The 26,695-nt window shown below is 50.6% G+C and carries 32 protein-coding genes and 1 pseudogene; 24 read left to right on the top strand and 9 right to left on the bottom strand.

All coding sequences use genetic code 11. The annotated features are described in order from the left end of the window. Positions 1-7 precede the first annotated feature (7 nt). Both J1836_RS01610 and J1836_RS01605 read right to left on the bottom strand, forming a co-directional pair. Positions 8-346 carry a XisI protein gene (locus tag J1836_RS01610; RefSeq protein ID WP_207249524.1) on the bottom strand — a complete coding sequence of 113 codons (339 nt, stop codon included), beginning with the start codon at positions 344-346 and terminating at the stop codon, positions 8-10. Beyond that, positions 331-750 (bottom strand): element excision factor XisH family protein, encoded by a 420-nt coding sequence (locus J1836_RS01605; RefSeq protein WP_207249523.1) that lies wholly within the window; start codon positions 748-750, stop codon positions 331-333. The genes J1836_RS01610 and J1836_RS01605 overlap by 16 nt, the downstream gene beginning before the upstream one ends. 127 nt (positions 751-877) lie before the next feature. Between J1836_RS01605 and J1836_RS01600 the strand changes: the two genes are divergently transcribed. Next, positions 878-1,132 carry a UPF0175 family protein gene (locus J1836_RS01600; RefSeq protein ID WP_207249522.1) on the top strand — a complete coding sequence of 85 codons (255 nt, stop codon included), beginning with the start codon at positions 878-880 and terminating at the stop codon, positions 1,130-1,132. 123 nt (positions 1,133-1,255) lie between these two features. Here the strand turns inward: J1836_RS01600 and J1836_RS01595 are convergent, their stop codons facing one another. Next, on the bottom strand, positions 1,256-1,831 hold the full coding sequence (locus J1836_RS01595; RefSeq protein WP_207249521.1) for a Uma2 family endonuclease: 576 nt from the start codon (positions 1,829-1,831) through the stop codon (positions 1,256-1,258). Positions 1,832-1,840: 9 nt separating this feature from the next. Then, positions 1,841-2,413 carry a Uma2 family endonuclease gene (locus J1836_RS01590; protein ID WP_207249520.1) on the bottom strand — a complete coding sequence of 191 codons (573 nt, stop codon included), beginning with the start codon at positions 2,411-2,413 and terminating at the stop codon, positions 1,841-1,843. A 102-nt stretch (positions 2,414-2,515) separates the two neighbouring features. Here J1836_RS01590 and J1836_RS01585 point away from each other — a divergent pair, with 102 nt between their 5' ends. From J1836_RS01585 to J1836_RS01565, 5 genes are all read left to right on the top strand, one after another. Then, positions 2,516-2,872 (top strand): HopJ type III effector protein, encoded by a 357-nt coding sequence (locus J1836_RS01585; RefSeq protein ID WP_207249519.1) that lies wholly within the window; start codon positions 2,516-2,518, stop codon positions 2,870-2,872. 11 nt (positions 2,873-2,883) lie between these two features. Continuing rightward, positions 2,884-3,447, top strand: coding sequence for a thermonuclease family protein (locus J1836_RS01580; protein ID WP_207249518.1), 564 nt, complete (start codon positions 2,884-2,886; stop codon positions 3,445-3,447). Between the two features lie 50 nt (positions 3,448-3,497). Beyond that, entirely contained in the window at positions 3,498-5,642 is a 2,145-nt protein-coding gene (locus tag J1836_RS01575; RefSeq protein WP_207249517.1) for a metallophosphoesterase family protein, read from the top strand. Positions 5,643-5,724: 82 nt separating this feature from the next. After that, on the top strand, positions 5,725-6,093 hold the full coding sequence (locus J1836_RS01570; protein WP_207249516.1) for a hypothetical protein: 369 nt from the start codon (positions 5,725-5,727) through the stop codon (positions 6,091-6,093). Positions 6,094-6,103: 10 nt separating this feature from the next. After that, on the top strand, positions 6,104-6,541 hold the full coding sequence (locus tag J1836_RS01565; protein ID WP_207249515.1) for a nitrogen fixation protein: 438 nt from the start codon (positions 6,104-6,106) through the stop codon (positions 6,539-6,541). On the opposite strand, the gene epmB is transcribed toward J1836_RS01565, so the two are convergent. From epmB to J1836_RS01550, 3 genes are read right to left on the bottom strand one after another with little or no spacing between them, the layout of a single operon-like run. Next, positions 6,538-7,536, bottom strand: coding sequence for an EF-P beta-lysylation protein EpmB (gene epmB / locus J1836_RS01560; RefSeq protein WP_242632689.1), 999 nt, complete (start codon positions 7,534-7,536; stop codon positions 6,538-6,540). The two genes, J1836_RS01565 and epmB, sit on opposite strands and share 4 nt — an antisense overlap. Further along, entirely contained in the window at positions 7,523-7,915 is a 393-nt protein-coding gene (locus tag J1836_RS01555; protein ID WP_207249513.1) for a type II toxin-antitoxin system VapC family toxin, read from the bottom strand. Before J1836_RS01555 ends, epmB begins: the two co-directional genes overlap by 14 nt. Beyond that, on the bottom strand, positions 7,909-8,169 hold the full coding sequence (locus tag J1836_RS01550; RefSeq protein ID WP_207249512.1) for a type II toxin-antitoxin system VapB family antitoxin: 261 nt from the start codon (positions 8,167-8,169) through the stop codon (positions 7,909-7,911). The genes J1836_RS01555 and J1836_RS01550 overlap by 7 nt, the downstream gene beginning before the upstream one ends. 147 nt (positions 8,170-8,316) lie before the next feature. Between J1836_RS01550 and efp the strand changes: the two genes are divergently transcribed. The 7 genes from efp to J1836_RS01515 all read left to right on the top strand — a co-directional run bounded on the left by efp (position 8,317) and on the right by J1836_RS01515 (position 15,243). Beyond that, positions 8,317-8,886 carry an elongation factor P gene (efp, locus tag J1836_RS01545; RefSeq protein ID WP_207249511.1) on the top strand — a complete coding sequence of 190 codons (570 nt, stop codon included), beginning with the start codon at positions 8,317-8,319 and terminating at the stop codon, positions 8,884-8,886. Continuing rightward, on the top strand, positions 8,883-9,803 hold the full coding sequence (gene epmA, locus J1836_RS01540; RefSeq protein ID WP_207249510.1) for an EF-P lysine aminoacylase EpmA: 921 nt from the start codon (positions 8,883-8,885) through the stop codon (positions 9,801-9,803). Before efp ends, epmA begins: the two co-directional genes overlap by 4 nt. Before the next feature lie 34 nt (positions 9,804-9,837). Next, on the top strand, positions 9,838-10,167 hold the full coding sequence (gene yajC / locus J1836_RS01535) for a preprotein translocase subunit YajC (protein ID WP_207249509.1): 330 nt from the start codon (positions 9,838-9,840) through the stop codon (positions 10,165-10,167). Between the two features lie 56 nt (positions 10,168-10,223). Beyond that, the gene (gene secD, locus J1836_RS01530) at positions 10,224-12,083 is read left to right on the top strand and encodes a protein translocase subunit SecD (RefSeq protein ID WP_207249508.1); all 1,860 of its coding nucleotides are present in this window, start codon (positions 10,224-10,226) and stop codon (positions 12,081-12,083) included. A gap of 12 nt (positions 12,084-12,095) precedes the next feature. Next, positions 12,096-13,046, top strand: a complete 951-nt coding sequence (gene secF / locus J1836_RS01525; RefSeq protein WP_207249507.1) for a protein translocase subunit SecF — start codon at positions 12,096-12,098, stop codon at positions 13,044-13,046. Positions 13,047-13,264: 218 nt separating this feature from the next. Beyond that, positions 13,265-14,107, top strand: a complete 843-nt coding sequence (locus J1836_RS01520; protein ID WP_207249506.1) for a hypothetical protein — start codon at positions 13,265-13,267, stop codon at positions 14,105-14,107. After that, the gene (locus tag J1836_RS01515) at positions 14,101-15,243 is read left to right on the top strand and encodes a hypothetical protein (RefSeq protein WP_207249505.1); all 1,143 of its coding nucleotides are present in this window, start codon (positions 14,101-14,103) and stop codon (positions 15,241-15,243) included. The genes J1836_RS01520 and J1836_RS01515 overlap by 7 nt, the downstream gene beginning before the upstream one ends. Before the next feature lie 17 nt (positions 15,244-15,260). Here J1836_RS01515 and zapE read toward each other — a convergent pair whose 3' ends face one another. Next, entirely contained in the window at positions 15,261-16,376 is a 1,116-nt protein-coding gene (gene zapE / locus J1836_RS01510; RefSeq protein WP_207249504.1) for a cell division protein ZapE, read from the bottom strand. A gap of 14 nt (positions 16,377-16,390) precedes the next feature. Then, positions 16,391-19,234, bottom strand: a complete 2,844-nt coding sequence (locus tag J1836_RS01505; protein ID WP_207249503.1) for a 2-oxoglutarate dehydrogenase E1 component — start codon at positions 19,232-19,234, stop codon at positions 16,391-16,393. Between the two features lie 262 nt (positions 19,235-19,496). Here J1836_RS01505 and J1836_RS21935 point away from each other — a divergent pair. The 11 genes and pseudogenes from J1836_RS21935 (at position 19,497) to J1836_RS01455 (ending at position 26,683) form a co-directional block, all read left to right on the top strand. Then, positions 19,497-20,186, top strand: a pseudogene (locus J1836_RS21935) (GntR family transcriptional regulator). A 35-nt stretch (positions 20,187-20,221) separates the two neighbouring features. Next, positions 20,222-20,599, top strand: a complete 378-nt coding sequence (sdhC, locus tag J1836_RS01495; protein WP_207249502.1) for a succinate dehydrogenase, cytochrome b556 subunit — start codon at positions 20,222-20,224, stop codon at positions 20,597-20,599. Positions 20,600-20,621: 22 nt separating this feature from the next. Then, complete coding sequence (sdhD, locus tag J1836_RS01490) at positions 20,622-21,002, top strand: succinate dehydrogenase, hydrophobic membrane anchor protein (protein WP_207249501.1); 381 nt, start codon at positions 20,622-20,624, stop codon at positions 21,000-21,002. A 20-nt stretch (positions 21,003-21,022) separates the two neighbouring features. Then, the gene (sdhA, locus tag J1836_RS01485) at positions 21,023-22,810 is read left to right on the top strand and encodes a succinate dehydrogenase flavoprotein subunit (protein ID WP_207249500.1); all 1,788 of its coding nucleotides are present in this window, start codon (positions 21,023-21,025) and stop codon (positions 22,808-22,810) included. A gap of 11 nt (positions 22,811-22,821) precedes the next feature. After that, the gene (locus J1836_RS01480; protein WP_207249499.1) at positions 22,822-23,601 is read left to right on the top strand and encodes a succinate dehydrogenase iron-sulfur subunit; all 780 of its coding nucleotides are present in this window, start codon (positions 22,822-22,824) and stop codon (positions 23,599-23,601) included. A 73-nt stretch (positions 23,602-23,674) separates the two neighbouring features. Then, on the top strand, positions 23,675-23,911 hold the full coding sequence (locus J1836_RS01475) for an FAD assembly factor SdhE (protein ID WP_207249498.1): 237 nt from the start codon (positions 23,675-23,677) through the stop codon (positions 23,909-23,911). Next, the gene (locus J1836_RS01470; RefSeq protein ID WP_207249497.1) at positions 23,904-24,176 is read left to right on the top strand and encodes an FAD assembly factor SdhE; all 273 of its coding nucleotides are present in this window, start codon (positions 23,904-23,906) and stop codon (positions 24,174-24,176) included. Before J1836_RS01475 ends, J1836_RS01470 begins: the two co-directional genes overlap by 8 nt. Positions 24,177-24,179: 3 nt before the next feature. Then, positions 24,180-24,602 (top strand): rhodanese-like domain-containing protein, encoded by a 423-nt coding sequence (locus tag J1836_RS01465; RefSeq protein ID WP_207249496.1) that lies wholly within the window; start codon positions 24,180-24,182, stop codon positions 24,600-24,602. A gap of 153 nt (positions 24,603-24,755) precedes the next feature. Continuing rightward, the gene (locus tag J1836_RS01460) at positions 24,756-25,868 is read left to right on the top strand and encodes an OmpA family protein (protein ID WP_207249495.1); all 1,113 of its coding nucleotides are present in this window, start codon (positions 24,756-24,758) and stop codon (positions 25,866-25,868) included. A gap of 20 nt (positions 25,869-25,888) precedes the next feature. Beyond that, entirely contained in the window at positions 25,889-26,023 is a 135-nt protein-coding gene (locus J1836_RS21730; protein ID WP_278189457.1) for a hypothetical protein, read from the top strand. A 3-nt stretch (positions 26,024-26,026) separates the two neighbouring features. After that, complete coding sequence (locus J1836_RS01455) at positions 26,027-26,683, top strand: helix-hairpin-helix domain-containing protein (RefSeq protein ID WP_207249494.1); 657 nt, start codon at positions 26,027-26,029, stop codon at positions 26,681-26,683. Positions 26,684-26,695 lie beyond the last annotated feature (12 nt).

Below are 26,695 nucleotides of genomic sequence, written 5' to 3'. Positions count from 1 at the left end.
GTTGTAGCTATCCAGCTATAGCAAAGCCTGTATACTGCCGAATAGATGGATGTCGAAAACCCAACACAATAGCTGACTTGGGAATTCCCGCATCCATCAATTCATTAGCAATCCCATATTCCGTACCGTCGTACTGCACCCAAATCTTACCATCAATCAACTGAATATGAATAACCGCACCTTGCAGATAATCATCCCCACGCCACCCTGCTTGCAATAAAACATAATTGCCATGCTCATCATCAAAACTCACACTGGATTTGATAACATCATCTGCGGAATCGTACTTGAGGTATTCCAGCAGGATTTTCTTGATGATTTCAGGGTAATTCAATTCGGTAGCCATTGCGTAATGACCTCGCTTTCAGGATCAAACACCAGAACTTTAACAATATTGCCATCCAGTAATATCTGACCGATTTCAACAGAGAAAATGGTATTCGCCACTTTATTGGTGACAGCCAGAAACAATTCCCGATCAGGCTCGGTTTGCAGCATGATTTGTTTATACAGGACGTATTGACCAATAGCCTGCTCCAAATCGTTGACATCGGATGCACCCGTAAAGCTCTTGATCTCAACCACAATCCGGCGCATACCTTTTTCTGCACTGAGGAGCATTTCCGCACCCAGATCAGCGAACAGGCGTTTCTTGCCAATGGTCAGTTTGTATGGGTCATGCGTGATCGTCCAACCGTCCTTGACCAAAGCATGTTTGACCGTTTCGTGGTAAATATCCAAGCGGGGCATGACTATCCTTTGCTGCAACCATCATTATGCTGAACATAGCACGGCTGGCAAACCGTCGCCATCCCGATTGAAACGCTCTGGGGGAAACATGCTACGCTTACCTAATTGCTTCATGCAGGAACACACCATGCAAATCACGTTAGACATTCCCGATCAATACCTTATCGACCAATCCCCCGAAGAATTAGGCAAACGCATCAAATTGTACGCTGCCCTGATGATGTTCCAAGAGGGAAGTTTGTCGGCGGGTGCTGCATCCGAGTTTGCAGGTGTTGACCGTTTTACCTTCATCGCCGAATGCCAGCAGTACAACATCCCGCTGGTTGATTCCGCACCGGAAGCACTGGATAGAGAACTGAAAGATTTGCGGAAGATTACTTGATACAAGCCATTCGATCTGAATCCCATTTCCCACCAGCATCTAAGCAGCTATCTACGGTCAAATAATCGTACAGCACATATCCAAGACCCTGTACTGCTAGAAAGCCGACAATCAACACCCGCTTCATTCTGCCAATACCTGACGATAAATATCCGCCACACTCAACACCATATCCAAACAAGGCAGCGCAATTTCATCATCCAACCGATCGAACTGCTGTAATCCCCAGCTACCATCCGCCAAACGCACCAACATATCCACCTGCACCTTATCCTGCGCAACCACCAGATAGGCTTGCAAGGAAGCAATGCTCTGATAAGCCAAGGATTTTTCCATATAGTCTTTACGAATGGTGGAATCAGAGGCAACCTCAACAATCAAACACGGCTTTTCAAAATAGTATTCATCAGCCTCATCATCTGCCGAACAACTCACCACCACATCAGGGTAATAATAGGTTTTGTATTTTGCTACCCGCACTTTTACGTCAGAGAAAAACACCTCGCAGCCTTTGCGGTTGGCTGCATCCTCCATTCGATTAATGAAGTTTCTAGCAATACGATTGTGCCGCTTGCTTGCGCCTGCCATCAGGTAAGTTTGCCCATCCACGTATTCGTGACGTTCAGCAGCAAGTTTTTCACCATCCAGATACTCAGCCTCGCTAAGGTATTGCCCCGACAGTTGACGCGCTAAAGGCATAACATTCTCCTACAACACCCGCCGATAAATATCTGCCACCCTAACCCGACATTGCAGCGTGCTGATTTCCACAACATCCTGCATGTCATGAAACTCGGAATAGACCCACTGCTTATCCGCTTGCCGCTGGTATTTTTCCACGCGGCAATAATCCTGCGCCACCAACAGATATTCCTGCAAAGACGGGAGCAGTTGGTAGTGGAAGAATTTCAGCCCACGGTCATAGGCTTCGGTGGATGCCGACAGAACTTCAATAATCACCAGCGGATTCAGCAATACATCGCCGCTTTCATCCTCAAATTGCTCATCGCCGCAAGTCACAACCACATCGGGGTAGCTGAACTTGTTGATTTTGTCGGTGCGAGTCCTGACTTTCATATCGCTGGAGTACACCCCACAAGGTTTCTCCAGCAGTTGCGCCCCCAGCGACACCACAAAGTTGGTGGAAATTTGGTTATGTTCGCGACTTGCCCCCGCCATCGCATAGACTTCGCCGTTCAAATATTCGCTTTTGAACTCGGCTTGGCGTTCGCGCTGGAGGTATTCCGCTTCGCTCAACAGGTAAGCAGGTTGCGCTGTCATGGCTCATTTCCCTTACATCGTTACCCCTGAACATAGCACAGGCAAGCAGCCACGCAAATCAGTTATAATCCGGCATCAAATCATCATGCACACGAGACACCCATGACCCTGAACACCCTCCTAACCCAACTCGCCACCGCCCCCGAACAAATCCGCTTCGCCGACGTACTCGCCACCATTGCGGCAAACTACACCTACACCCCGCAAACCTTCACCAACGGCAGCGGCGACGACACCGTAACCAACCCCGCAGGCACAAACGAAGGTTCATGCAAACTCTTCGCCTTCGCCCACCTGCAAGGTTTAAGCGCAACGCAAACCCTCGCCTGTTTCGGCGAACACTACCGCGACGTACTCGCCACGCCCACCGACACCAACCACGCCAATATCCGCACCTTCATGCGCCACGGCTGGGCAGGTATCCATTTCAACGGCAACGCCCTGCAAGCCAACCCTTAACTGGTAACACTATGACCCGCTACTTAACCATCACCCTCACTGCCCTGCTCCTCGTCGGTTGCCTCGACAAATTCGACAGCAAGCCTGACAGCAAACTGCAAGCGCAACTCCCCCCCGGTGCGACCATCACCAACGACGGCATATTGCTAGCCCAAGGGCGCGTCGTGGGTGTCAGCGATGGCGACACCATCACCGTGCTTGCCAGCAACAAACGCCAATACAAAATCCGCTTGCAAGGTATCGACGCACCCGAAAAAGCCCAACCTTACGGGCAAAAGTGCAAAGAAGACCTGTTGACACAGGCCGTCAACCTCACCGCGAACGTAGAAGCGCACAAGCTCGACCGTTACGGGCGCGTCCTCGGCAAAGTTACCGTCGAAGGCAAAGACCTCGCGCTCACCCAAATTCAAAACGGCTGTGGCTGGCATTACACCGCCTACGCCAAAGAACAAAGCGAGGCCGATCAAACCGCTTACGCCGCCGCCGAAAAGCAAGCCCGCAAAGCCAAACGCGGCTTATGGAAAGAAAAGCAACCCGAAGCCCCGTGGGATTTCCGCAAACACAAAGCAAAATAGGCGCAAGCGTCCTATGCTTGGGTAAGAACACAACAACACAGGGCGTTACTATGCAAGCCATACTCCCCGACTTACCCCCGCTGCCGCGCATCCTCGCAGGGCCTATCCTGCGGCGCGTCACCGTTGACAGTGCCAACGTTTGGCTGGCAACCAGCAGCGAATGCCATCTGGAATTACGCATTCTGGATGCCAACGGCACACGCATTAGCCAACCACCCGACCCCAAACCCCCACGCCGCCGCGCTCGCGTCACCCCGACAAGCTGGCAACTCGGCGCAAAGCTCTGGTTCACCTTGCTGGAAGCCTTGCCACTCGATGACGCAGGCACATTCCCTACCGACACCCTATTGTGCTATGCCATTGTTGACAAAACCCTTCAGCAACCACTGGATCTCAGCGATGTGTGCCTGCAAGGCGCGACTCACCCCAATTTTTACATTCCCAGCCAGCTCGGTGTGATTGCCTACGGCTCATGCCGCAAAGCACACGGTTTAGCCTTCAATGATGACGGCAAAGTGCAGCACCACGATTCCCTCGCCCTGCTCACCGACCAGTTGGAAGACACCCAACACGACCTCAGCCAACGTCCTGCGATGCTGTTTCTGGTGGGTGACCAGATTTACGCAGATGATGTGCTGCCGGAACTCATGCCCTACCTGCAAGCCCTCTCCCTGCAACTGATGGGCAAAAATATCCTACTACCCGATGGCAGTGACGTGTGCAGCATCAATACCCAAGAGCACATCGCCACCTTTAAAAAAGGCTGCGGCTTAACCTCCAGTTCGCAACACGCGCACGTCCTCAGTTTTGGGGAATACGCCGCCTTGTATTTGGTGACATTCGGCAATCGCGTCGGCTTTCAATACACGGCGACACGGCAAAATTTGACGCACTTTTCCAACAACGACCTTGATGACCTTGAACGCCTGAGCTTGCAAACCTTCCTCGACAGCCAGCCGCAAGCCCGCAAAGCCTTGGCGAACACCGTCACCTACATGAATTTTGACGACCATGACATTACCGATGACTGGAATCTCAATCGCAGTTGGTACGACAAACTGAGTAGCAGTGACAATGGCACACGCGTCATTTCCAATGGGCTGGCGGCGTATTGGGCATTCCAAGGCTGGGGCAACAACCCCGATAACTATAATGAGCGCTTTATCCGCGTCATTAAAGATCATCTGGATGACCCCACTGATCGGCGTAAATGCGCTGAATTCGATTTTCGCCTGTGGAAATTCCGCCGCTGGAGCTTTGTATTACCCACCACACCGCCGATTTTTGTGATGGATTCACGCACGCAACGCGATTTCGGCAGCAATAACCAACCGCCGCAATTGATGGATCGTTACGCACTGGATGCCATGCGCGGCGAATGGCTGGACATTGCCAATCAGCAGCAAACCCCGATTTTCATCACGGGAACACCCGTATTCGGCTTTTCTTCCATCGAATGGCTGCAAGATGTGCTGTACCGCATCGGCGTATTACTGGGCGGTTTCACCGGTCTATTCAGTGCCAGCGGCATGGACGTGGAAAGCTGGGTAGCGAATCGGCGCGGCTTTGCGTTTTTCCTCGACACCTTGCTGATGCGCATGAAGTTGCGCAACGTCACGTTTCTGTCAGGCGATGTGCATTACAGCTTCGCCAACCGTGCCAATTACAGCAACCGCAGCAATTTGCATGAACCGCCATCAGACACCAACAACTGGTGTTATTCCCCGACTCTGCACTGCTTGCAACTCACCAGCAGTGCGATGCGCAATACGCCCAAATCAGGGCGCTGGCTAGAAACGTTCCTCGCCAATTGGACGGTAAAAGTGCGTCTCGGTGCGTGCAGCCCTGAAACCTTGCCGTGGTGGGAACGGGTGTTTTTCTGGCGCTTTTTCCGCTACAACACTTGGGCGGTGGAAGTGAATGGCATTGCGGGACAAACCGACCAACCACCACCGCTTAAACCGTGGTGGAAGATCTTCCTGTTCTGGCGCATCATCAAAATCGAAAATTGGCGCATCAGCTTGCAGATGGATTTGAACTGGATCACCAGCCGCCCCAATGTGGCTCTAGTGTATTTGCAGAAAGGCGCAGTGGTGAAACAAGTCTTGCTGTCGGGCGATGCACGGGAAAACAATCTGACGTACCTCATGCCTGTAACAAACCAACCGTCACCAGAATCGGCGGCTTCATCGTAAGACACACACACGGGTTAGCATTCACCGCTACGATTTTTTTGTGGTTAACACGTCCCTCTACACAAATAAATGAGTAATACCGATGACTAACGCTATCCAGAACAAACCGACCTGCATTGGGTCACAAGACATCCAACGGCTTGCCCAACAAGGGCAAACTCGCGCTTTAAATGCGCGGGGTAATACGGCGAATGTAGGTGAAAAGACTGAGAAAAATCTCGGTAATTTGCTGTCAAATTGTGCCACTTCCATCGTAGCAGGCGGCAAACCTGCCAAACAACCGCCAACAACCAAACCGCCCGTCATCGCTGGGGGCAAACCTGCCACACCGCCGCCCACAACTAAACCGCCGATTATTGCAGGTGGTATGCCTGCCCCTACCAAACCGCTCGAACCACCCGTCGTTGCAGGCGGTATCACGGTTCAACCCGCACCGTTAGCCACTTGCTGAGAGCTGCACCATGTCCACTGAAATGAAGACACTCTGCCCCAGCGCCAACCATAAAGAAGTCGATGCTGTATTATTCGCGGTTGTTGGGGGAACGCCAGAACGCCCTGACGTGGCTTATTTGGATCAAACCCAGCCGATCACGGATGAAATCTTGCAATTGGCGGGCGAAGTAGACCCGACCGAAGTGTTTCGGTTTGCCGCGCCTTGCGCCACGACAGGGTGTCAACATTTCAATGGCGAGCAATCTTCCTGCCAATTAGCCGCCAAGGTCGTCACGCTTGTGCCGATGGCGGTGGCTAAACTCGCGCCTTGTGCGATTCGTAGTACTTGCCGCTGGTGGCAACAGGAAGGTGTCGCGGGTTGCCAACGTTGCCCGCAAGTGGTGACATTAAATTACGCCCCCAGCGAAGCCATGCGTACTGCCGCGACCGAGCACCTTAGCCCTTAAATGACCGGCGTTTTCGCTGGTTCGCCTACGACTTCACGTACCAGCTTGGGCACGAGAAAACCGGGAAGGCATTGGCGAACGACGGCGAGCAAACGCACAGCTTCAGCGTCGGGTACTTCAAAATGCGCCGCGCCTGCGACACGATCTAGCACATGCAGGTAATACGGTAAGACACGCTGGGCAAATAAATTTTCGCTCAGCTCGACCTGTGCCTGCACACTGTCGTTCACACCGCGCAATAGCACTGCCTGATTCAGCAACGTTACGCCTGCTGCATAGAGCGCGGCTAACGCTTGCCGCACATCCGCCGCCGCCAATTCTTGCGCGTGATTGGCATGGATCACCATGACCACTTGCTGTGGAATGGCTGCGATTACCTGCAAAAATCCCGCATCAATCCGCGACGGCAACACGATAGGCAAACGTGAATGAAACCGCACCCGCGTTACATGAGGAATCTCTGCTAATTGCCCGAAAAACAGCGCTAGACGTTCATCGGAAAGCGTTAGTGGATCGCCACCGCTCAAAATCACTTCGCGCACATCGGGATTAGCACGGATATACGCCAACGCGCCTTCCCATTCGCCCTTCACCGGATTCGAGTCGCTGTACGGAAAATGCCGCCGAAAGCAGTAACGGCAATGCACCGCACACGCGCCCGTCGTTACCAGCAACACCCGCCCGTGATACTTGTGCAATACGCCCTCTGCCACCAACGCGTGCTGATCGCCGACGGGATCGTAGTTGAAGCCTTCCACTACTTGCAACTCGTCATCCAACGGCAAGACTTGGCGTAACAACGGGTCGTACCAATCGCCGTGCTTCATACGAGCGATATAGCTGTGAGGAACTAGCAGGCGAAACTGGCGAGCAGCGTCCGTGCTCACACCTCTCCCTTCCAGCCCCAACGCCTGCATCAGCACCAGCGGATCACGCACTGCACCTGCTAGTTCACGCTGCCAAACGGCTATCGGTGTTTGTTTAGAAAGCAACATAAGGAATATCCGAATGGTTGAAATCATCACCTTTGAACAACAACGGCTCACCCGCGTACTTCGCCAGTGCATACGAACAGCAATCGCCGATATTCAACGCGGCACGATGCCTCCCCTTCCCAAATTGCCGCCAACCTTCGCGGACAAGCTGCGTCTGTTCGGCATTCATGTCCACAATTTCAACCTGCAAGCGGTACAGCAGCAAATCCAGCTCACGCCCGCCAGCTTCGCCTTTGCGACTTTCAATCACGATGCTGCATTCCAGCAAGGAAAAGGCACTCATCAAACGTTTGGGGTCATCGAGGATAGCTCTGGAGATAGCTTCGGCTTCTGGTTCACCCAATAAAATGGCGATAATGGCAGAGGTATCAATTACCACAAGGTATTTACCCCGTGTTCGTCATAACCGAGGATTTCATCGGGGCTACGGGTATCAAGATTAGGCAAAGCACTGCAACGCCGAGAGATCGCCATAATCTCATCCAGCTTGCTGTTCACCCTGCGGAAACGCCGCAGACGCTCCAATTTTTCTTCTAATGCCATAATGATAGCGGAAGTCATGTTATACCCCGTCAGTTGCGCGATTTCGCGAGCCAACTGTTCGGCGCGTTCGTTGCGAATGCTGAGTGCCATTTCACACCACCGTTGTATTGAATATAAAGGATTGTATATACAATACGGCATTATGTAACTTCATGCCAATTTCTACCTGATTTTTTATCTGGATTCCGGTTATCATAGCGGGCTATTTTACGTTTAGATGATTTTGGAGACGGACTAATGGCCACCTATGGTAGCAATGATTTAAGAGTTGGTGTGAAGATTATCCTCAATGGCGACCCTTACACTGTCGTGGAAAGCGATTTTGTCAAGCCCGGTAAAGGTCAAGCCTTCACCCGCGCCCGCGTCCGCAACCTCAAAACCGGACGTACTATCGAACAAACTTTCAAATCCACAGAAACCCACGAAGGTGCTGACGTGGAAGACCGCGATATGGAATACCTCTATACCGACGGCGAAAACTGGACATTCATGGACAGTGCCACTTTTGAACAGCTCGAAGCGGGTGCAACCGCGATGGCTGATACTGTCAAATGGCTGAAAGGCAATGAAAAGTGCATCGTCACCCTGTGGAACGGCGTACCGCTCCAAGTGACTGCACCCAACTTTGCCGAACTGAAAATCACCCAAACCGACCCAGGTGTACGCGGTGATACGGCTACTGGCGGCACAAAACCGGCTACATTGGAAACTGGCGCTGTCGTCAAAGTCCCGCTTTACATGGAAGAAGGCGAAATCCTCAAAATCGACACCCGCACTGGCGAATACGTTTCCCGCGTCAAAGCGTGAATCTAACCGCCTTGCACGAACGCGCATCCCTGAACCATCAGGTGCGCGTTTTTTTTGCCGAGCGCGATGTGCTGGAAGTCGAAACCCCGGCACTCTCGCAAGCGGGCAATACCGACCCGTTCATTGACAGCTTCAGCGTCAATACGCCGCACGGCTTGCGTTATTTGCACACCTCGCCGGAATACCCGATGAAACGTTTGCTGGTGGCAGGTGCAGGCGACATTTACCAACTCTGCAAAGTATGGCGACGCGATGAAAGCGGCACGCGCCATAACCCCGAATTCAGCTTGCTGGAATGGTATCGCCTCGGCTTTAGCTGGCAGCAACTGATGCAGGAAGTCGCGGAACTGTTGCACACGCTGATTCCGCACTTAGCCAAGCCGCCGCGTTTTTGTAGCTATCGCGAATTGTTCCTTGAAACGCTGCGACTTGATCCCCATCTTGCAACAGAAGCGGAACTGTCCGCCTGCGCCCGTGCGCACGGGATCAACCTAAGCGGCGTCATGCCCGCGCAAAGTTGGCGGGACTTGCTGTTAACCCATTGCATTGAACCGCATTTCCCAACTGACCAATTAACCTTCGTTTACCACTACCCTGCCAGTCAAAGCGCATTAGCGAAGGTTACAAACGTTGATGGGCAAACAGCAGCAGAACGTTTCGAGGTGTATCTTGGTGCGTTGGAACTCGGCAATGGCTATCAGGAACAGACCGATTCTGCGCAGAATCGGTTGATTCTGGTACAAGATGCCCAAACACGTGGCGACGACATCCCCGTGGATGAACGGTTTCTTGCGGCGCTCGAACAAGGCTTGCCAGAATGCGCAGGCGTGGCATTGGGGGTCGACCGTATCCTGATGTGTCGAATGCAAGTGAATGACCTGAAACAAGTTATCGCTTTTCCGTGGGAGGTGGCATAATAGCCACCGAAAATAACATTCAAGGAGATTGAACGTGGACTTTCTGATATCTAACGCTCATGCTGAAGGTGCTGCCGCACCAGCGGGTGGTGGCATTGAAATGATTTTGATGATGGCGGTTTTTTTCGCCATTATGTATTTCATGATTATTCGTCCTCAGCAAAAACGTGCTAAAGAGCACAAGCAAATGCTGGACGCGTTGAGTAAAGGTGATGAAATCGTCACCGGCGGTGGTGTACTCGGCAAAGTCGCAAGCATCAACGAAAACTTTGTCGAACTGACCATTGCTGATAACGTCGTCATCAAAGTACAAAAACAAGCGATTACTTCTGTCCTGCCTAAAGGCACGATGAAAGGCGCTTAAAAAGGTGAGTGAGGGGTCAGCCCCCTCACACCCAACCCACACGGAATCCTATAACAATGAATCGCTATCCACTCTGGAAATACCTGATGATCGCCGCAACGTTGGTGATCGGGCTACTCTACTCTATTCCCAACTTCTTCCACCCTGACTATGCGGTGCAACTCGTCCCCAAAACAGCGCAAATCTTGCTTGACCCAGCGGCGATGCAGCAGTTTGACACCGTACTGAAAGCGCAAGGGCTAGCCGCAACCGCCAGCGAAAATGACGGTAAACTCAGCGTATTGCGCTTTAGTGACGACACCACCCAAGGCAAAGCCTATAAAGCGCTCAAAGAAGCGGTGGGTGAAAACTACGTGGTTTCTCTGAATTTGGCGGCAACGACACCGAGTTGGTTACGTGCCATCAATGCCAGCCCGATGACCTTGGGTCTCGACTTGCGCGGTGGGGTGCATTTCCTGATGGAAGTCGACATGAAAGCCGCCGTGGATAAGCAGCTCAATCGCTATGACGACGAATTTCGCGATTTGATGCGCAGCAAAAACATCAAATACCAAGGCATTGAACGCCAAGGCGACACCTTGCTGGTAAAATTCCCCGATGCGCCTAGCCGTGATGCTGCGGATCAGATCATGCGTGAGGAATACAGCACCGCCTTGCAATTCACGCCGGTAGTAGCTAGCACGAACATTCAAGTCAGCATTGCGCAGACAGAATTGCTCACCATTCAAAAATCAGCATTGCAACAAAACATCACCACCTTACGCCGCCGCATCAATACCCTCGGCGTAGCAGAACCCGTGATTCAACAGCAAGGCATGAACCGCATTGTGGTGCAGTTACCGGGCGTACAAGACACGGCTGAAGCCAAACGTGCCTTGGGTGCAACCTCTACGTTGGAATTCCGTTTGGTGGACATGGAAAATGACCCAACGGTAGCGAAACAATCCGGCAAAGTCCCGGCCAGCTCGCAACTGTATCAAAGCCGTGATGGACGCGATGTCCTCCTCAAACGCAAGGTTATGCTGACGGGTGAATTCATCGTCAATGCGATGTCAGGGCGTGACAATCAAAACGGTCAGCCGATTGTGAGCATTACCCTCAACAGCGCGGGCGCAAAACGTTTCAGCAAAGTCACCGGCGAAAATGTCAAAAAAGACATGGCGGTGGTGTTGATCAGCAATGTGTCAGAGACTCAGGAAATCGACGGCAAAACCGTGCTGAAAACCAACCAAGTGGAAGAAGTCATCAGCGTTGCCACCATTCAAGAACAATTGAGCAAAAACTTCCAAATCAGCGGCTTAGATTCTCCGCAAGAAGCGCATGAATTGGCGATGGGTCTGCGTGATGGTGCATTAGCCGCACCGGTTTACATCGTGGAAGAACGCACTGTTGGCCCTAGCATGGGTCAGGAAAATATCGAAAAAGGCTTTAACTCCAACTTCTGGGGATTTGTCGCGGTCGTCGCTTTCATGCTCGTGTATTACCGCATGTTTGGGGTTATTTCCAGCCTCGCGTTGGCCGTCAATGGCTTATTCCTGTTTGCGTTATTATCCATTATTGGTGCAACCCTCACTTTGCCGGGTTTGGCGGGTATCGCCTTGACATTGGGTATGGCGATTGACGCAAACGTGCTGATTAACGAACGTATTCGTGAAGAATTACGCGCAGGCGCACCGCCACAACAAGCCATTTTCGCTGGGTATGACCGCGCGTGGGGCACTATTCTTGACTCCAACTTGACGACCTTGATCGCGGGTATCGCCCTGTTTATGCTGGGTTCTGGCCCAATCAAAGGTTTCGCGGTGGTGTTGTGCTTGGGTATTTTGACCTCCATGTTCAGTGCCGTTACCGTTTCCCGTGCGATGGTGAATCTCATGTACGGTTCTAAATCACGTCTAGAAAAGATCGCCATTTAAGGGGGCTGTATCATGTTAGAGTTTTTTCATTTCACTAAAAGCATACCGTTTATGCGGTATGGCAAAATCACTACCGCGACTTCACTGGCAACATTCTTGTTCTCGGTGTTTGCGCTGGCGTTTTATGGCTTGAATCTAGGCGTAGACTTTACGGGCGGTACGGTAATGGAGGTGCGTTACGCACAAGCCGCACCGTTAGACACCATCCGTGAAGCCATCAAAGCCACCGGCTACCATGAGGTTGCCGTGCAAAACTTCGGTTCGACGCAGGATGTACTGATCCGTTTGCCGTTGAAAGAAGGCGTGTCCAGCGCCCAAGTCAGCGAGCAAATCATGGGCGTGCTGAAAACCAGCACCCCTGATGTTGCCCTGAGCAAAGTCGATTTTGTCGGCGGGCAAGTCGGGCAAGAGCTGTATGAAAACGGCGGGCTGGCACTGATTCTGGTGGCAGCGGGTATTATTATTTACCTCGCCTTCCGATTCGAGTGGCGCTTTGCGGTTTCTGCAGCGATTGCAAACTTGCACGACATTGTGATTATTCTGGGGCTGTTTGCCTTCTTCCAATGGCAGTTTGATTTGACGGTATTGGCAGGTGTGTTGGCGGTATTGGGTTACTCGGTGAACGAATCGGTGGTCGTGTTTGACCGAATTCGGGAAAATATCCGTACCATGCGCGATGAAACCATTCCCGACATTATCGACAGTGCGATTACTACCACGATGTCGCGTACCATTATTACCCACTTAGCCACGCAAACGATGGTAACGTCCATGCTGTGGTTTGGTGGTGAAGCTCTGCATAACTTTGCCTTAGCACTCACTATCGGGATTATGTTTGGTATTTACTCATCGGTATTGGTGGCAGCGCCACTGCTGCTGCTGTTTGGCCTGAAACGCGAACACATGTTGCCGAAAGAGAGCGAAAAGATCGAAGGGATGAATGCCGACGGTTCTGTTGTATAAAGTAATTCCATCGCTGTATAGGTGAGACAACCACGTAAAAAATACCACCTTCCTTATTGGCAGGTGGTATTTCCACACAAATAAACCCTATTTATTTAAACAACACTAGAATATTCGGTATATTATTCCAGATAAACGAGCTAACGATCATTAGGCAGAGAATCTCCAGACTGGTAGTATGTTAAGTCTTAGCAACCACTCATGGATGGGGCAATACAATGGAAATATACCGTTTTAATTGTCGTACTGATGATAAAACCGCATGGAAATGTTCAGCCGACATTATCAATAAATCTTCTGACATCAAAAAAGAATACAAAACGTTCAATACGCCTGAATATACCGGCTTGCGAGACAAAATCGCTGAATACATTAGCAAAAATCAAGACAAGCTGCTCCCCGGCAACAATACCGTAGATATTCCAGCAAGCATTCTCGGTGATGCATTACAAAGCAAGGCAAAACAAGACAGCAACAAAAATAAACAGCCATTAAATACACAAGCTAATAAAAAAGCCGCCATCCAAGGAAAACACCCTATTCAGTACATGGGTACTGTTCAGAAACGCTACCCTGAAGAAGCGAGTGAGTTTACATCTGAACTGCTGTCATTCTGTAACAAACACCGCATTGAACCTAACACCCTAATGAAACTAATGGCTGTAGAAACAGGAGGGAAGTTTGATACCACAACACAAAATGAGGATGGGTACGCATTTGGTTTAATTCAATTTACACGACAGGCTGCAAATGACATAGGCGTTCCATGGGAAACGATCAAAAGTGCATCATTGGTTGAACAATTTCAATATGCTGAAAAATATCTAGAAAAACAGGCGCGCAACCAAGGTGTAAATCTCGCTGATCTGAATTTGGAAAACCTTTATCTATTAATATTGTATCCAAAAGGCATTAAGTCTCCACCAGATGCTGATGCCATTGTCATTCCTGCAACTGATGTAAGGAGCTACAACTCAAACATCTCAATAAATGAAAAAGATGGTGACAATGATGGTTTTATCGAACGGGGAGACATTAGAGCGAGAATTGCAAAATGGTAAAACCAACTATATATAAACAATACCTGATAATTATTTTCCTTGCTGCACTTTGGATATCCTCCCCCGTATTAGCGGACGATGGATACTATTATTCTTACCCCATAACTGCAAAGCCAAGCTCTCCAGATTGGTGGCAACGCGTTAATGGTGGCAAGCTGAAACCGCCCCCTATCACTGACATTGACGGTTTGATTGAGCCAGAACTGTTTGAAAAGCACTGGCAAGCCCTATGTTCTATATCAAATCAAAACACACCTGACTTCAATACAATTCCAAAAGGATATGCAGGGCAACTTATCTTGGTCGATGACCATTACCATGAAGCAGGTTACAAATGTTACCGTAACAAGGGTAAAGATGGATACAAGGTTATTTTGCAAAAAGAAAACAACGGATTTCGCTTTATAGCACCTATCGAATATATAACCGATACCGCAAAAATATTTCATACAGAAGAATACCACCTCGCCCTCTATGACTTTCTCGCAAGCGATGTGCGAACGGATGTCACACTTTACAAAGGTGCTTACGACAGCAGAATGGGGTTCTATGATTTTATTATTAAGACTGGAAACAAACTGTCGGGTATCGAATTTGATGAACTGGATTGGAAATACGTATTCTTTGACCTGACCCCAGATGAAATAGAAAGATGGTATGTGCGTCACAACACACGCGATACCTATCAATCATCAGACTCACACTCTCATAGCAAAGGCAGCACAATAAGCGATGGGACTCAGTACATATTTAGGGAAACAGGCGGACTAACGATCTTGTCCGACAAGGGAAAATTGAAAAATCTCCCCGTTTTGGTCACTTACCCGCACTGGAAAAAAGTCAGATTCATCCCTGCTTCTGATGACAATCAAAAAAACCTTTCTGATCTAACCGTCTTGATAGGCCAAAATCTCACTCGCATGAAAGGCGAAGAATCTGCTTGGGCAAGCCATTGGATAACTGGCGAAGGTATGTTGACCCTTGATAACGGGCAGCAAGTAAAAACCACTAACGCACAACGTCTGCAAACATGGCTAGAACGTTACTTACGTAAACAAGATGTCAGCCTCAAAAAGGTGCAGGAATATTTCTTTACGCAAGATATCTGGGTTTATCTATCGATGGATCATCAGTAAGTCAGCCAAGCGTATTCCTACCCCAAACGCACTTGCTGGTAATCATCGCTCTGCATTTCATTCAAGCGGCTCAACGCCCGCTGAAACTCGAAACGTAGCCGATGCCCCTGATACAGGTTTTCCAGCGCAATCGTCGTCGAGAAAATGAACTGCACATTGCGATCATACAATTCGTCGATCAAGTTGAGGAAACGGCGTGCTGCCGATTCATGCTCTTCAGTCAACACATGCAGCCCAGACAGCACAATGTAATCAAAGCGTTCCGCTAATTCGATATAGTCGCTGGTAGAACGCGCTGTTTCGCACAAGGTCTGAAAATCAAACCACACAATATTCTCAGCCACGCGATGAGTTGGCAAAATGCGCCCTTGCACTTCAATGTCATGCCCGATCACCACCCTGCCCGTTGCCAGCTCCGCGAAACACTTTTCCAACTCGTGTTCCACCAGCACTGCGTCATCGTCTTCCAGAAAACTGTCATGACTGACGTGTTTCAACATGCGGTAATCAATGTGGTTATCCAGCTCCACAACGTGCGTGTGCTTTTTCAGCAACGCAATCGCAGGCAAGAAACGTTCACGTTGCAAACCGTTCAAATACAAATCATCCGGTGGACGGTTCGAGGTCGTCACTACCGTAATACCGTGCTTGCACATCGCATCCAACAAGCCGTGTAGCAACATGGCATCGACAATATCCATCACATGAAATTCGTCAATGCATAGCAAACGTACTTCCTGTGCCAATTGCGCCGCCATCGCTTCCAACGGGTTACGATGGTGTGCAAGTTTTTTCAGCTCTTCATGGATGAAAAACATAAAATGGTGATAATGCATCCGGCGCTTTTCCGCCAGTGGCAGACGGGCATAGAACATATCCATCAACCACGTCTTACCGCGTCCGACGCCGCCCCATAGGTAAGCGCCGCGCACCGGCTCAATCACAGCAGAAACGTTATGCTTCTTGGAAAACATCGCCAACAACCCACGCGAGCGCGACATAGGCGCTTGCTCCACAGGTCTGAGCAAGCCATTCCAGACTTCCTGCAATACCTTGATACCTTCGAGTTGAGCAGGATCTTGCTGGATCGCACCCTCCTTGATGGCATCGTGATAATGCTTCAGTAATGGCATAACGCTTCCTTCTTTCATGACACAATAATTCCTAAGGCATTATTAACCAATTCTTGTTGCTGTGCAGCATGAACTTTTGAACTACCGACCGCTGGCGATGCCGATGCCGGACGGCTGGAAACATCCAAACGTGCCAAACCACCCAACACAGTGCGCAATGACGGCTGAATGCTCAACCATGCACCTTGATTCAACGGCTCTTCCTGACACCAGACATTCACGTCGATGTTTGGATAACTATCCAGCAACGCATTCATATCCGCTTCGGGGAAGGGATACAACTGTTCGATACGCACAATGGCAACGTGATCCAAACCGGATTTACGACGCTGTTCCAACAAATCGTAATAGACCTTGCCGCTGCACATGACCAAACGCGTGACGTTGAGTGGATCAAGTGCATCCATTTCGTCGATGACATTTTGGAAGCCACGCTCTGTCAGGTCTGCCATATTGTTCACCGCCAACGGGTGGCGTAACAGACTTTTCGGGGTCATCACAATCAGTGGAGTACGGTAATCACGCACCATTTGGCGACGCAACATATGGAAGGCTTGCGCGGGCGTACTCGGCACACACACCTGCATATTATCTTGAGCGCACAATTGCAAATAACGTTCCAAACGTGCCGAGGAGTGTTCTGGTCCTTGACCTTCAAAACCGTGTGGCAGCAACATAACTAAGCCGCACAGCAAACCCCATTTTTGTTCGCCAGAACTGATGAACTGGTCGATAACCACTTGCGCACAGTTAGCGAAGTCACCGAATTGCGCTTCCCAAATGGTCAGGGTATTCGCTTCAGTGGTAGCGTAGCCGTATTCAAAGCCCAGTACCGCTTCTTCTGACAACAACGAGTCAATGACCACGAAAGGTTCTTGCTCAGGGGTCAAATGCTGCAAAGGTATATAGGTTTCGCCCGTTTCTTGCTCATGGAAAACCGCATGGCGGTGGAAAAACGTACCACGACCACAGTCTTCACCGGATAAACGAATCGGGAAACCGGCTTCGATCAAGCTGGCATAAGCCAGATTTTCGCAGAAGCCCCAGTCCATTGCCTGTTCGCCAGCCGCCATTTTCTTACGGTCAGCAACAATACGGGCGACACGCGAATTCAGCTTAAAGCCTTCGGGTGCAATAGTGAGTTTTTCACCCAGCTCACGCACTTTCGCAGCCGTAATGGTGGTATCCGCAGGCATATCCCACTGACCACCCACAAACTTCTTCCAGTTCACTGGATGCTGGTTTTGTACTTCGCCTTTTTCCAGCAAGTAGGGCACAGTTGGTGCGCCTTCGGTCAATTGCTGGCGACAACGTTGCACGCGTTCTTGTGCGTCTTCCGCCGTAATAACACCCTCAACGGTCAATTGCTGAGCGTAACGCTCACGCGTACTCGCCATTGCGCGGATTTTGCGGTACATCACTGGCTGCGTTGCGGATGGCTCATCCGCTTCGTTATGACCGTGGCGGCGGTAGCACACCAAGTCAATCACCACATCTTTCTTGAAGGTAGCACGATAATCCATCGCGATTTGCGTGATCAGCAACACCGCCTCAGGGTCATCACCGTTAACGTGGAAGACAGGTGAATCCACCATTTTAGCAATGTCGGTACAATAGAAAGTGGAACGCGCATCCGCTGCTGCACTGGTGGTAAAGCCGACTTGGTTATTGATCACGATATGGATCGTACCTGCTGTGCGATAACCACGGGTATCTGCCATTTGCAGCATTTCCATGTTCACACCTTGCCCTGCGAAAGCAGCATCACCGTGCAACACCACTGGCACAATTTTGTTATCGCTGTCTTCAGTCCAACGGTCTTGCCGAGCGCGAACCGCTCCTTCCACTACTGGTCCCACTATTTCCAAATGCGACGGATTGAACGCCATCGCTACGTGCACCGCACCACCCGGTGTCATCATGTCAGACGCGTAACCCATGTGGTATTTCACGTCGCCCGTGCGACCGCTGAACGCATATTTGCCTTCAAACTCGCCGAACAACAAACCAGGGGCTTTACCTAAGACGTTAACCAGCACGTTCAAACGTCCACGGTGCGCCATGCCGATTACCATTTCTTGCGCACCCAACTTACCGGCGTGTTGAATCAAGGCATTGAGCATGGGGATTAAGCTTTCGCCGCCTTCCAATGAAAAACGTTTTTGCCCAACGTAATTGGTATGCAAATAACGCTCTAAACCTTCCGCTGCGGTAAGGCGATCCAAAATTTCGAGTTTTTGATCGGCGCTGTAAGCGGCTTTGGAACGTACTGTTTCCAGACGTTGCTGAATCCAACGCTTTTGTTCGGTGCTGGTGGTGTGCATGTATTGCACGCCAACATGCCCACAATACGTCTGTTCCAATTGCGCCACGATGTCCCGCAAGGTCATCTGATCCGGTGCACACAATGAACCTGTGTTAAAGGTAGTGTTCAGATCAGCTTCGCTGAGGGAATGGTAAGCCAGCGTCAACTCTTTAACGAAAGCCGGGGCATTTTCATCCAGTGGATTCGTTTTTGCGTGGAAGTGTCCTTGGAAACGGTAAGCATTGATAAGCTGTAACACTTTTACTTGCTTGCGTTCATGTTCCAGATCAGCGCCGCTATTGGCAGCAGGTGCAGCATAGGCTTGTGGCTTAGCTGCATACGCACGGAAATAGTCTTTCACTAAGGAATGGCGGGTATCGCGATCGTGTCCATTGACTTGTGGCAGTGCATCAAAATAGTGCTGCCAACTCGTCGGGATTGCCGTGGGATCTTGCAAATAGCGTTCGTACATTTCTTCTAGGTACAGGACGCTGTTACCGTCTAATTGTGTATCCGCATTCCAAGCCATAGCCTGCCCGTCTCCTTTGTTCATGTTTCCAACCTACATTGATGGTAAATATCAAACATTTGTGACTTGACGCGGTGCAGCAAATTAGTGCATTGTCGACACATTGGTATGCAGATGTGCATTGCTACCCCGTTTTTCAGGTCAAACACTGTCATTTCTTGGTTATAGTGTCGACATTATAGCTTTAAAGTGTCAACAATGTCAGGATGTTTTTCTTGAAAAAACGCTGTTTCGCGGTATTATTGTCAACACAATAGACAAGATGTCGACAAAACGAGGTAGCACCATGGCTTTTCTGACTGCTTGCAAATTGCAAGATCCGGTAACGATTGCAGACAAATTATTCCTTGATCTTCGACGTGCCATTCTGGAGGGTGAGATCCCCGCTGGAAAGAAAATTAGTGAGCCAGAACTGGCAGCTTCCTACGGGGTGAGTCGCGGCTCATTGCGTGAAGCCATTGGCAAGCTGGAAAACTGCAACTTGGTGACACGCAAGCCCAATATTGGTGCACGCATCATCGGATTTTCCACAGAATAACTGATGGAAATTTATCAAATCCGCGAAGCCACCGAAGGTATGGCTGCACGGTTAGCTGCTGAGAACATGACAGAAGAGGAATTGGAGCGTTTGCGCAAGATTTTAGCACGCCACCAAGCCGAAATTGCTCAACATCAGGACTACTCCCAGCAAGATGTTGACCTCGATTTCCACTTCTCCATTATTCAAGGCAGCAAAAACAGACGCCTGATTCGCATGTTGTGTCAGGACTTGTACGACCTCGTGCGGTTTTACCGCTTCCGTCTCAAGTCCGGCTTCAACCGCAGCGAGCAGGCGTTTCAGGAACACAACCTGATTGTGTCCGCCATTGAGCGGCGCGATGGGGAAATGGCGGAAACGCTGATGCGCCATCACATCCGTGCCTCGCGGGATTATGCCCGCAAGATGCTGGAAGAGATGCCGCAAGCGGAAAGCTGACCGCAAACACGACTTTCTATCAACGGGGATTATTCATGAAGACCGCGAACAAACGACCGCTTTCACCCCACTTGCAGGTGTATAAGCCACAACTCACCTCGGTGCTGTCTATTCTTCACCGCGCAACGGGTGCTGCTTTAGCTGTGGGCACACTGCTAGTGACGTATTGGCTCACCAGTATAGCTGGGGGTGAAGAATCTTTTAACAGTGCCAATGCCATCCTCGGTTCGTGGTTTGGCAGGTTGGTATTGTTCTTCTGGTCTTGGGCATTGTTTTACCACTTAAGCAACGGCATTCGCCATTTGATGTGGGACAGCGGCTTTGGCTTAGATCTGCCCACCGTTTACAAGAGCGGTAAAATTATGGTGGGCGCATCCTTGGCGCTAACGATTCTGCTTTGGCTTGTCGCCTAAACCCTGTTGAGGAATTGCTACAATGAGTTTATTGACACCTTTTAAACGTGCCAGCGGCTTAGGAACGACCAGTGATGGCGTTAAACACTGGTGGATGCAGCGCGTGACAGCGGTTGCATTAATTCCACTGACCTTGTGGGTCGTGTTTGCCGTTGCAGCTCACTCAGGCGACGATTACGCCACTGTTGCAGCATGGTTTGCCACACCGTTTACCACCACGATGCTGACCTTGTTCGTATTCACCGCATTCCTGCACGCCATGCAGGGGTTGACCGTGGTTATCGAAGATTACATCCATCATGAAGGCTATAAAATAGCTGCCATGATCGGCATGAAATTGATGTTGGTGTTGCTGGGGACTAGCAGCGTCTTAAGTATTTTACGGGTCGCTTTCGCGGGCTAATGACAGAGGTTGATCACACAATGACTGAATACAAAATTGAACATCACACCTACGATGTTGTGGTCGTAGGTGCGGGCGGTGCAGGCTTGCGTGCTACGTTCGGGATGGCGGTAAAAGGCTTGTCTACCGCCTGTATTACCAAAGTTTTCCCTACCCGTAGCCATACCGTGGCAGCACAGGGCGGCATGTCCGCAGCCCTCGGCAACATGGGACCCGATAAATGGCAATGGCACATGTACGACACCGTAAAAGGCTCGGACTGGTTGGGTGACCAAGATGCGATTGAATACATGTGTCGCGAAGCGGGCCCGGCGGTGATCGAACTGGAACATCAAGGTGTGCCGTTCTCCCGTACTGAAGAAGGGCGTATTTATCAACGTCCTTTCGGTGGTATGACCACCGATTTCGGCAAAGGCATTGCACACCGTACTTGTGCAGCGGCTGACCGCACGGGTCACGCGATTTTGCACACGCTGTATCAGCAATCCTTGCGTCACGATGCGGTGTTCTTCATTGAACATTTCGCGACTGACTTGATTATGGATGAGGAAGGCGTATGCCGTGGCGTACTCGCTTGGGATTTGGCTAACGGCATTCTGCGCATTTTCCGGGCGCAAAAAGTCGTACTGGCAACTGGCGGTTACGGACGCGCCTACTTCTCAGCCACCTCTGCACATACGTGTACCGGTGACGGTAACGGCATGGTGACTCGTGCGGGCTTGCCATTGCAAGACATGGAGTTCACCCAGTTCCACCCAACCGGCATCTACGGCTCTGGCTGTTTGATCACCGAAGGGGTGCGCGGCGAAGGCGGCTACCTGACCAACTCCAAAGGTGAACGCTTCATGGAACGTTACGCACCGAATGCCAAAGACTTGGCTTCGCGTGACGTGGTAAGCCGTGCCATGACTATCGAAATCAACGAAGGGCGCGGCGTAGGTAAAGACAACGACCATATCCATCTGCATTTAGAGCATTTGGGTGCAGAAGTCATTCACGAACGTCTGCCGGGTATCGCCGAAAGTGCGCGTATTTTCGCAGGCGTGGATGTCTCAAAAGAACCTATCCCCGTATTGCCAACCGTGCATTACAACATGGGCGGTATTCCCACCAACTATCACGGCGAAGTCGTTACCCTGAAAGACGGCGAACCCGATACCGTTGTACCGGGTTTAATGGCTATCGGTGAATGTGCCTGCGTATCCGTGCACGGTGCAAACCGCTTGGGTTCAAACTCCTTGCTGGACATCGTGGTCTTCGGGCGTGCCGCTGCAAACCGTTGCGCCGAAACCCTGACAGCAGGTGCAACTCAGCACGAACTGCCTGAGGCGGGCGTGCAAAAAGCCTTGGATCGTTTCAAACGCATCCACAACGCTAACGGCAGCAAGAGCACCGCGCAAATCCGTGATGAAATGCAACGCACCATGCAGAAACACGCAGCGGTCTTCCGTACCGGCGAGTCCATGAAAGAAGGCGTGGCGAAAATGAATGAGATTTACGCCAGCTTCAACGATGTAGCGGTCAAAGACCGTGGCTTGGTGTGGAACTCTGACCTGATGGAAACCTTCGAGCTGGCTAACTTATTGGATTGTGCGCAAACCTCCATTAACTGCGCCTTGAATCGTGAAGAAAGCCGTGGCGCACACGCCCGTGAAGACTTCCCCGATCGCCACGATGACGAGTGGATGAAGCACACCATTGCATGGCTTGATGAATCCGGCAAAGTCTCCATCGACTACCGCCCCGTCCACACTTACACGTTGACGGATGAAATTGAATACATTGAACCGAAGAAACGGGTCTACTAAGGAGCATTGTCATGGCTGAATTTACCTTACCTGCCAACTCGGTTGTTAAGAGTGGCAAAACATGGCCTGCTCCAACTGGTGCAACCCGTGTAAAAAACTTCCGTATTTACCGTTACGATCCCAGCACCGGTGAAAATCCACGTTGGGATACGTACCAAATCGACCTCGACCAATGCGGGCCGATGGTGTTGGATGCGTTGCTGAAGATCAAAAATGAGATTGATCCGTCCTTGACCTTCCGTCGCTCCTGCCGCGAAGGGATTTGCGGTTCTTGCTCTATGAACATCGGCGGCACGAATACGCTGGCGTGCATCAAGGCGATTGACGCATTTGAGGGCGACCTGCAAATCAGCCCCCTGCCACACATGGAAGTGGTGAAAGACCTTGTGCCAGACTTGACGCATTTCTATGCACAATACGCGTCGATCAAACCGTGGATGCAGACCCAAACCCCTGCGCCACCCGACCGTGAACGCCTGCAATCCCCTGAAGACCGTAAGAAATTGGATGGTTTGTATGAGTGTATTCTGTGCGCAAGCTGCTCCACGTCTTGCCCTAGCTACTGGTGGAACAGTGACCGCTATTTAGGGCCTGCGGTACTGTTGCAAGCAAATCGTTGGGTCGTGGATAGCCGTGATGAAGCCACTGGCGAACGTCTGGACAATCTGGAAGATCCATTCCGCTTGTACCGTTGCCATACCATCATGAACTGTACCAATACGTGTCCGAAAGGCTTGAATCCTGCCAAAGCCATTGCCGAACTCAAGCAAAAAATGATCGAACGGAGATAATATCCCCCCATCCCCAGCCCTTCCCCCGCAAGGGGTGAAGGGAGCGGACGATAACAACAGGACATACTGCATCATGAGTGAACTTTCCCGTCTAAAAATGCGCTGTAGGCGCGGCTTGAAAGAACTGGATGTCATCTTTCAGCATTATCTAGAATGCCACTACGCCACTGCTAGCCCCGCAGAAATTCAGCAATTGGATGAGCTACTCACCCTACAAGACCCGATAATCTGGGATATGTTGCTGGACATGACCCCCATCCCCGTCCCTTACACAGGCCTGATTGCCAAGCTCAGAGTCGTCAATGACTGAACAGCATCAGGCAGAAAGAATGGTGCGCCTACGCTGGGCTTGTCGGCGTACTTTGCAAGTATTGGATAGTCCACTTGGTGAATTCTTGCGAGATTGCTTTCAGGATTTGACGATGGGCGAACAATTTGCGTTTGAACGCTTATTAAAATCCAAAGATCAGGAGATTCTCGACTGGTTAATTGGCAATCGCCAACCCAGAGACACCGGAATGTGCGCTATTATTGAGAAAATACGCCAACATCATGACCTGACCGCCGGAGAATAACCCATGCCTGAGTTACATGACCTTTCCCCTGCTGCCGCTTACGCGTTGCTGCAAACGAATCCAAACAGTGTTTTGATCGACATTCGCTCGTCGATGGAATACTTATTTGTGGGGCATCCGGTAGGGTCAGTACACATTGCGTGGATCGACGAACCCGATTGGTCTCCCAATCCGCATTTTGCTGCTGAAGTCGAGCAATTATTGACGGGGAAATTCAAAGGCTGTCAGCCACACACGGATATTAGCGTTATGCTCATTTGCCGCAGCGGGAAACGTTCACGCGACGCAGGCAATGCCTTGTTATCCGCAGGCTTTCAACAGATCATGCACGTTGATGAAGGCTTTGAAGGTGAACGTGACGACGACCATCATCGCAGCACCTTGGGTGGCTGGCGTTTTCACGGTTTGCCTTGGGAACAATGCTAATATAACCGACCTACTAATGGTCAGTGGCTTCCTACCATTCATGCTATTTTAACCCTATTGATTATCAGGTTGTAATTCACTGTATTGCATACTATAAAAAGTGTGTCCTGTGACTTAATCTGATAATGACTCAAGAAAAGGAGTTTCGACTGCATGAAAGCAAAATCATTAATCGTGCTATTGCTAGCCGGTATTTGGGGGGTAGGTAGCTGGTGGTGGTATACCTGCAAAGTCAAAGGCTTCTGTGGTGCGGATACGGCTGCACAAATGGCCAGTGGCGCGGCGGCTACGGCAGGAAAATCCGCTCAAGGCGATATTGACAGCGATGGTGATGGTATTCCTGATGCAAAAGAAGCGTCGATGGGCTTGGATGCCAATAAAGCCGACAGTGATGGCGATGGCATTTCCGATTTCATCGAATTGGCACGTGATCCACAAGATACCGATGGCGACGGTAAAATTGACGCTATTGATGACGATGATGACGGTGACGGTGTACTGACCTCTGCTGAAAATCCTGACCCTAATGGTGATGGCAATACGGATGACGCAGCGGATGCCAATGGCAATAAATTGGCTGATTACCTTGATGCAGGTGCAACTGGCGCAGGCAATGCTGACAAGCAAACCACCGATGCAAATAAAACCGTTGCCGACGACAAAGCTAAAGCTGACGCAGACAAAGCCACTGCCGACGCAAAGGCTAAAGCTGACGCAGACAAAGCCGCTGCCGACGCAAAAGCTAAAGCTGACGCAGACAAAGCCGCTGCTGATACCAAAGCCGACGCAGATAAAGCCGCTGCCGACGCAAAAGCTAAAGCTGACGCAGACAAAGCCGCTGCTGATACCAAAGCCGACGCAGATAAAGCCGCTGCCGACGCTGGCAAAGTCACGATGGAAACTGGCGCAGCAACTCAAGGTAGCGATATTGGCCCTGCAACCCTGCACTTCCCAACCGGTTCAGCCAATCCACAACTAGCAGCAGAAACCAAAGCCTACTTTGAAAAAGTTGCCAAGTTCTTAAAAGACAATAGTACGGCGAAAGTAACCATCGTTGGACATACGGATAACAAGGGTGATGCTGCTAAAAACAAAGCATTGGGTCTGAAACGTGCCGAAATGCTCCAAAAAACCCTCATTGGTCTCGGCGCACCGCAAGAGCGCGTCACTGCCTCCTCTGAAGGCCCTGACAAACCGATTGCAGACAACGGTACTGAAGAAGGTCGGACAAAAAATCGCCGTGTCGAAATCAATCCTGTAAAATAACCTGATTTGGAGTTGTCACCATGTTTAACGACATTACCAGCCGTCTCCCCGACATGACCAGCGCCAGTCTGGATGTCATTGTCATGCTAGCAGGCGCGTTTCTGCTGGGTTTTCTGTTCTGTTATTTCCGCAACCGCTCAAGCCACGGGGAGTAAGCCATGAAGCAAACAAGTGCTGACTACACCTTTGGCATTGCCAGTGTTGAGATCATCTTATTGCTCTTGGGCGCATTCTTGCTGGGCATGTTGTTATGCTGGTTGCTGCGCAAAATGGGGATTTGCTGCAAAACACGTAACCTAAACGTAGAACATCGACCCAGTTCAGCCAGCGTCTCATCCAACACGCAAGAAGGTGGACGTACCCCGCGTGAGTTTCCGGGGGCAGATCTTAAGACAGGTGGTTACACCGCCGACATCAACAGCCTCTTGCGTAACCGTGAGCCCGTGCCGCCACCCGTGCCTTCCACCCCCAGCCGTGCCGCGACTACCGTTGACCTATCAACTGGCGGAATCGCCACGACAGCCACTGGTTTCTCGCTGGCTGGCATGGCGGCTAGCGGGCATAAAGACGACTTGAAAAAGCTCGAAGGCATTGGTCCCAAACTGGAGCAAGTGCTCAACGCCGTCGGCATTCAAAACTTTGAACAGCTTGCTGGCATGACACCCGAACAAATCAAACCGATATTGGAAGCGGCTGGGAATCAATTCAGAATGCACGATCCCAAAAGCTGGCCTTACCAAGCTGAGCTGGCGCAAAAAGGTGAATGGGAACGCCTCAAGGAATACCAAAATTTGCTCATTAGCGGGCATGATTAACCGTTAGTTCCC

It is taken from the genome of Thiothrix fructosivorans (assembly GCF_017349355.1).
Taxonomy (GTDB): Bacteria; Pseudomonadota; Gammaproteobacteria; order Thiotrichales; family Thiotrichaceae; genus Thiothrix; species Thiothrix fructosivorans.
Note: the sequence above shows the minus strand (reverse complement) of the source record. Positions and strands in the feature narration are given on the sequence as shown.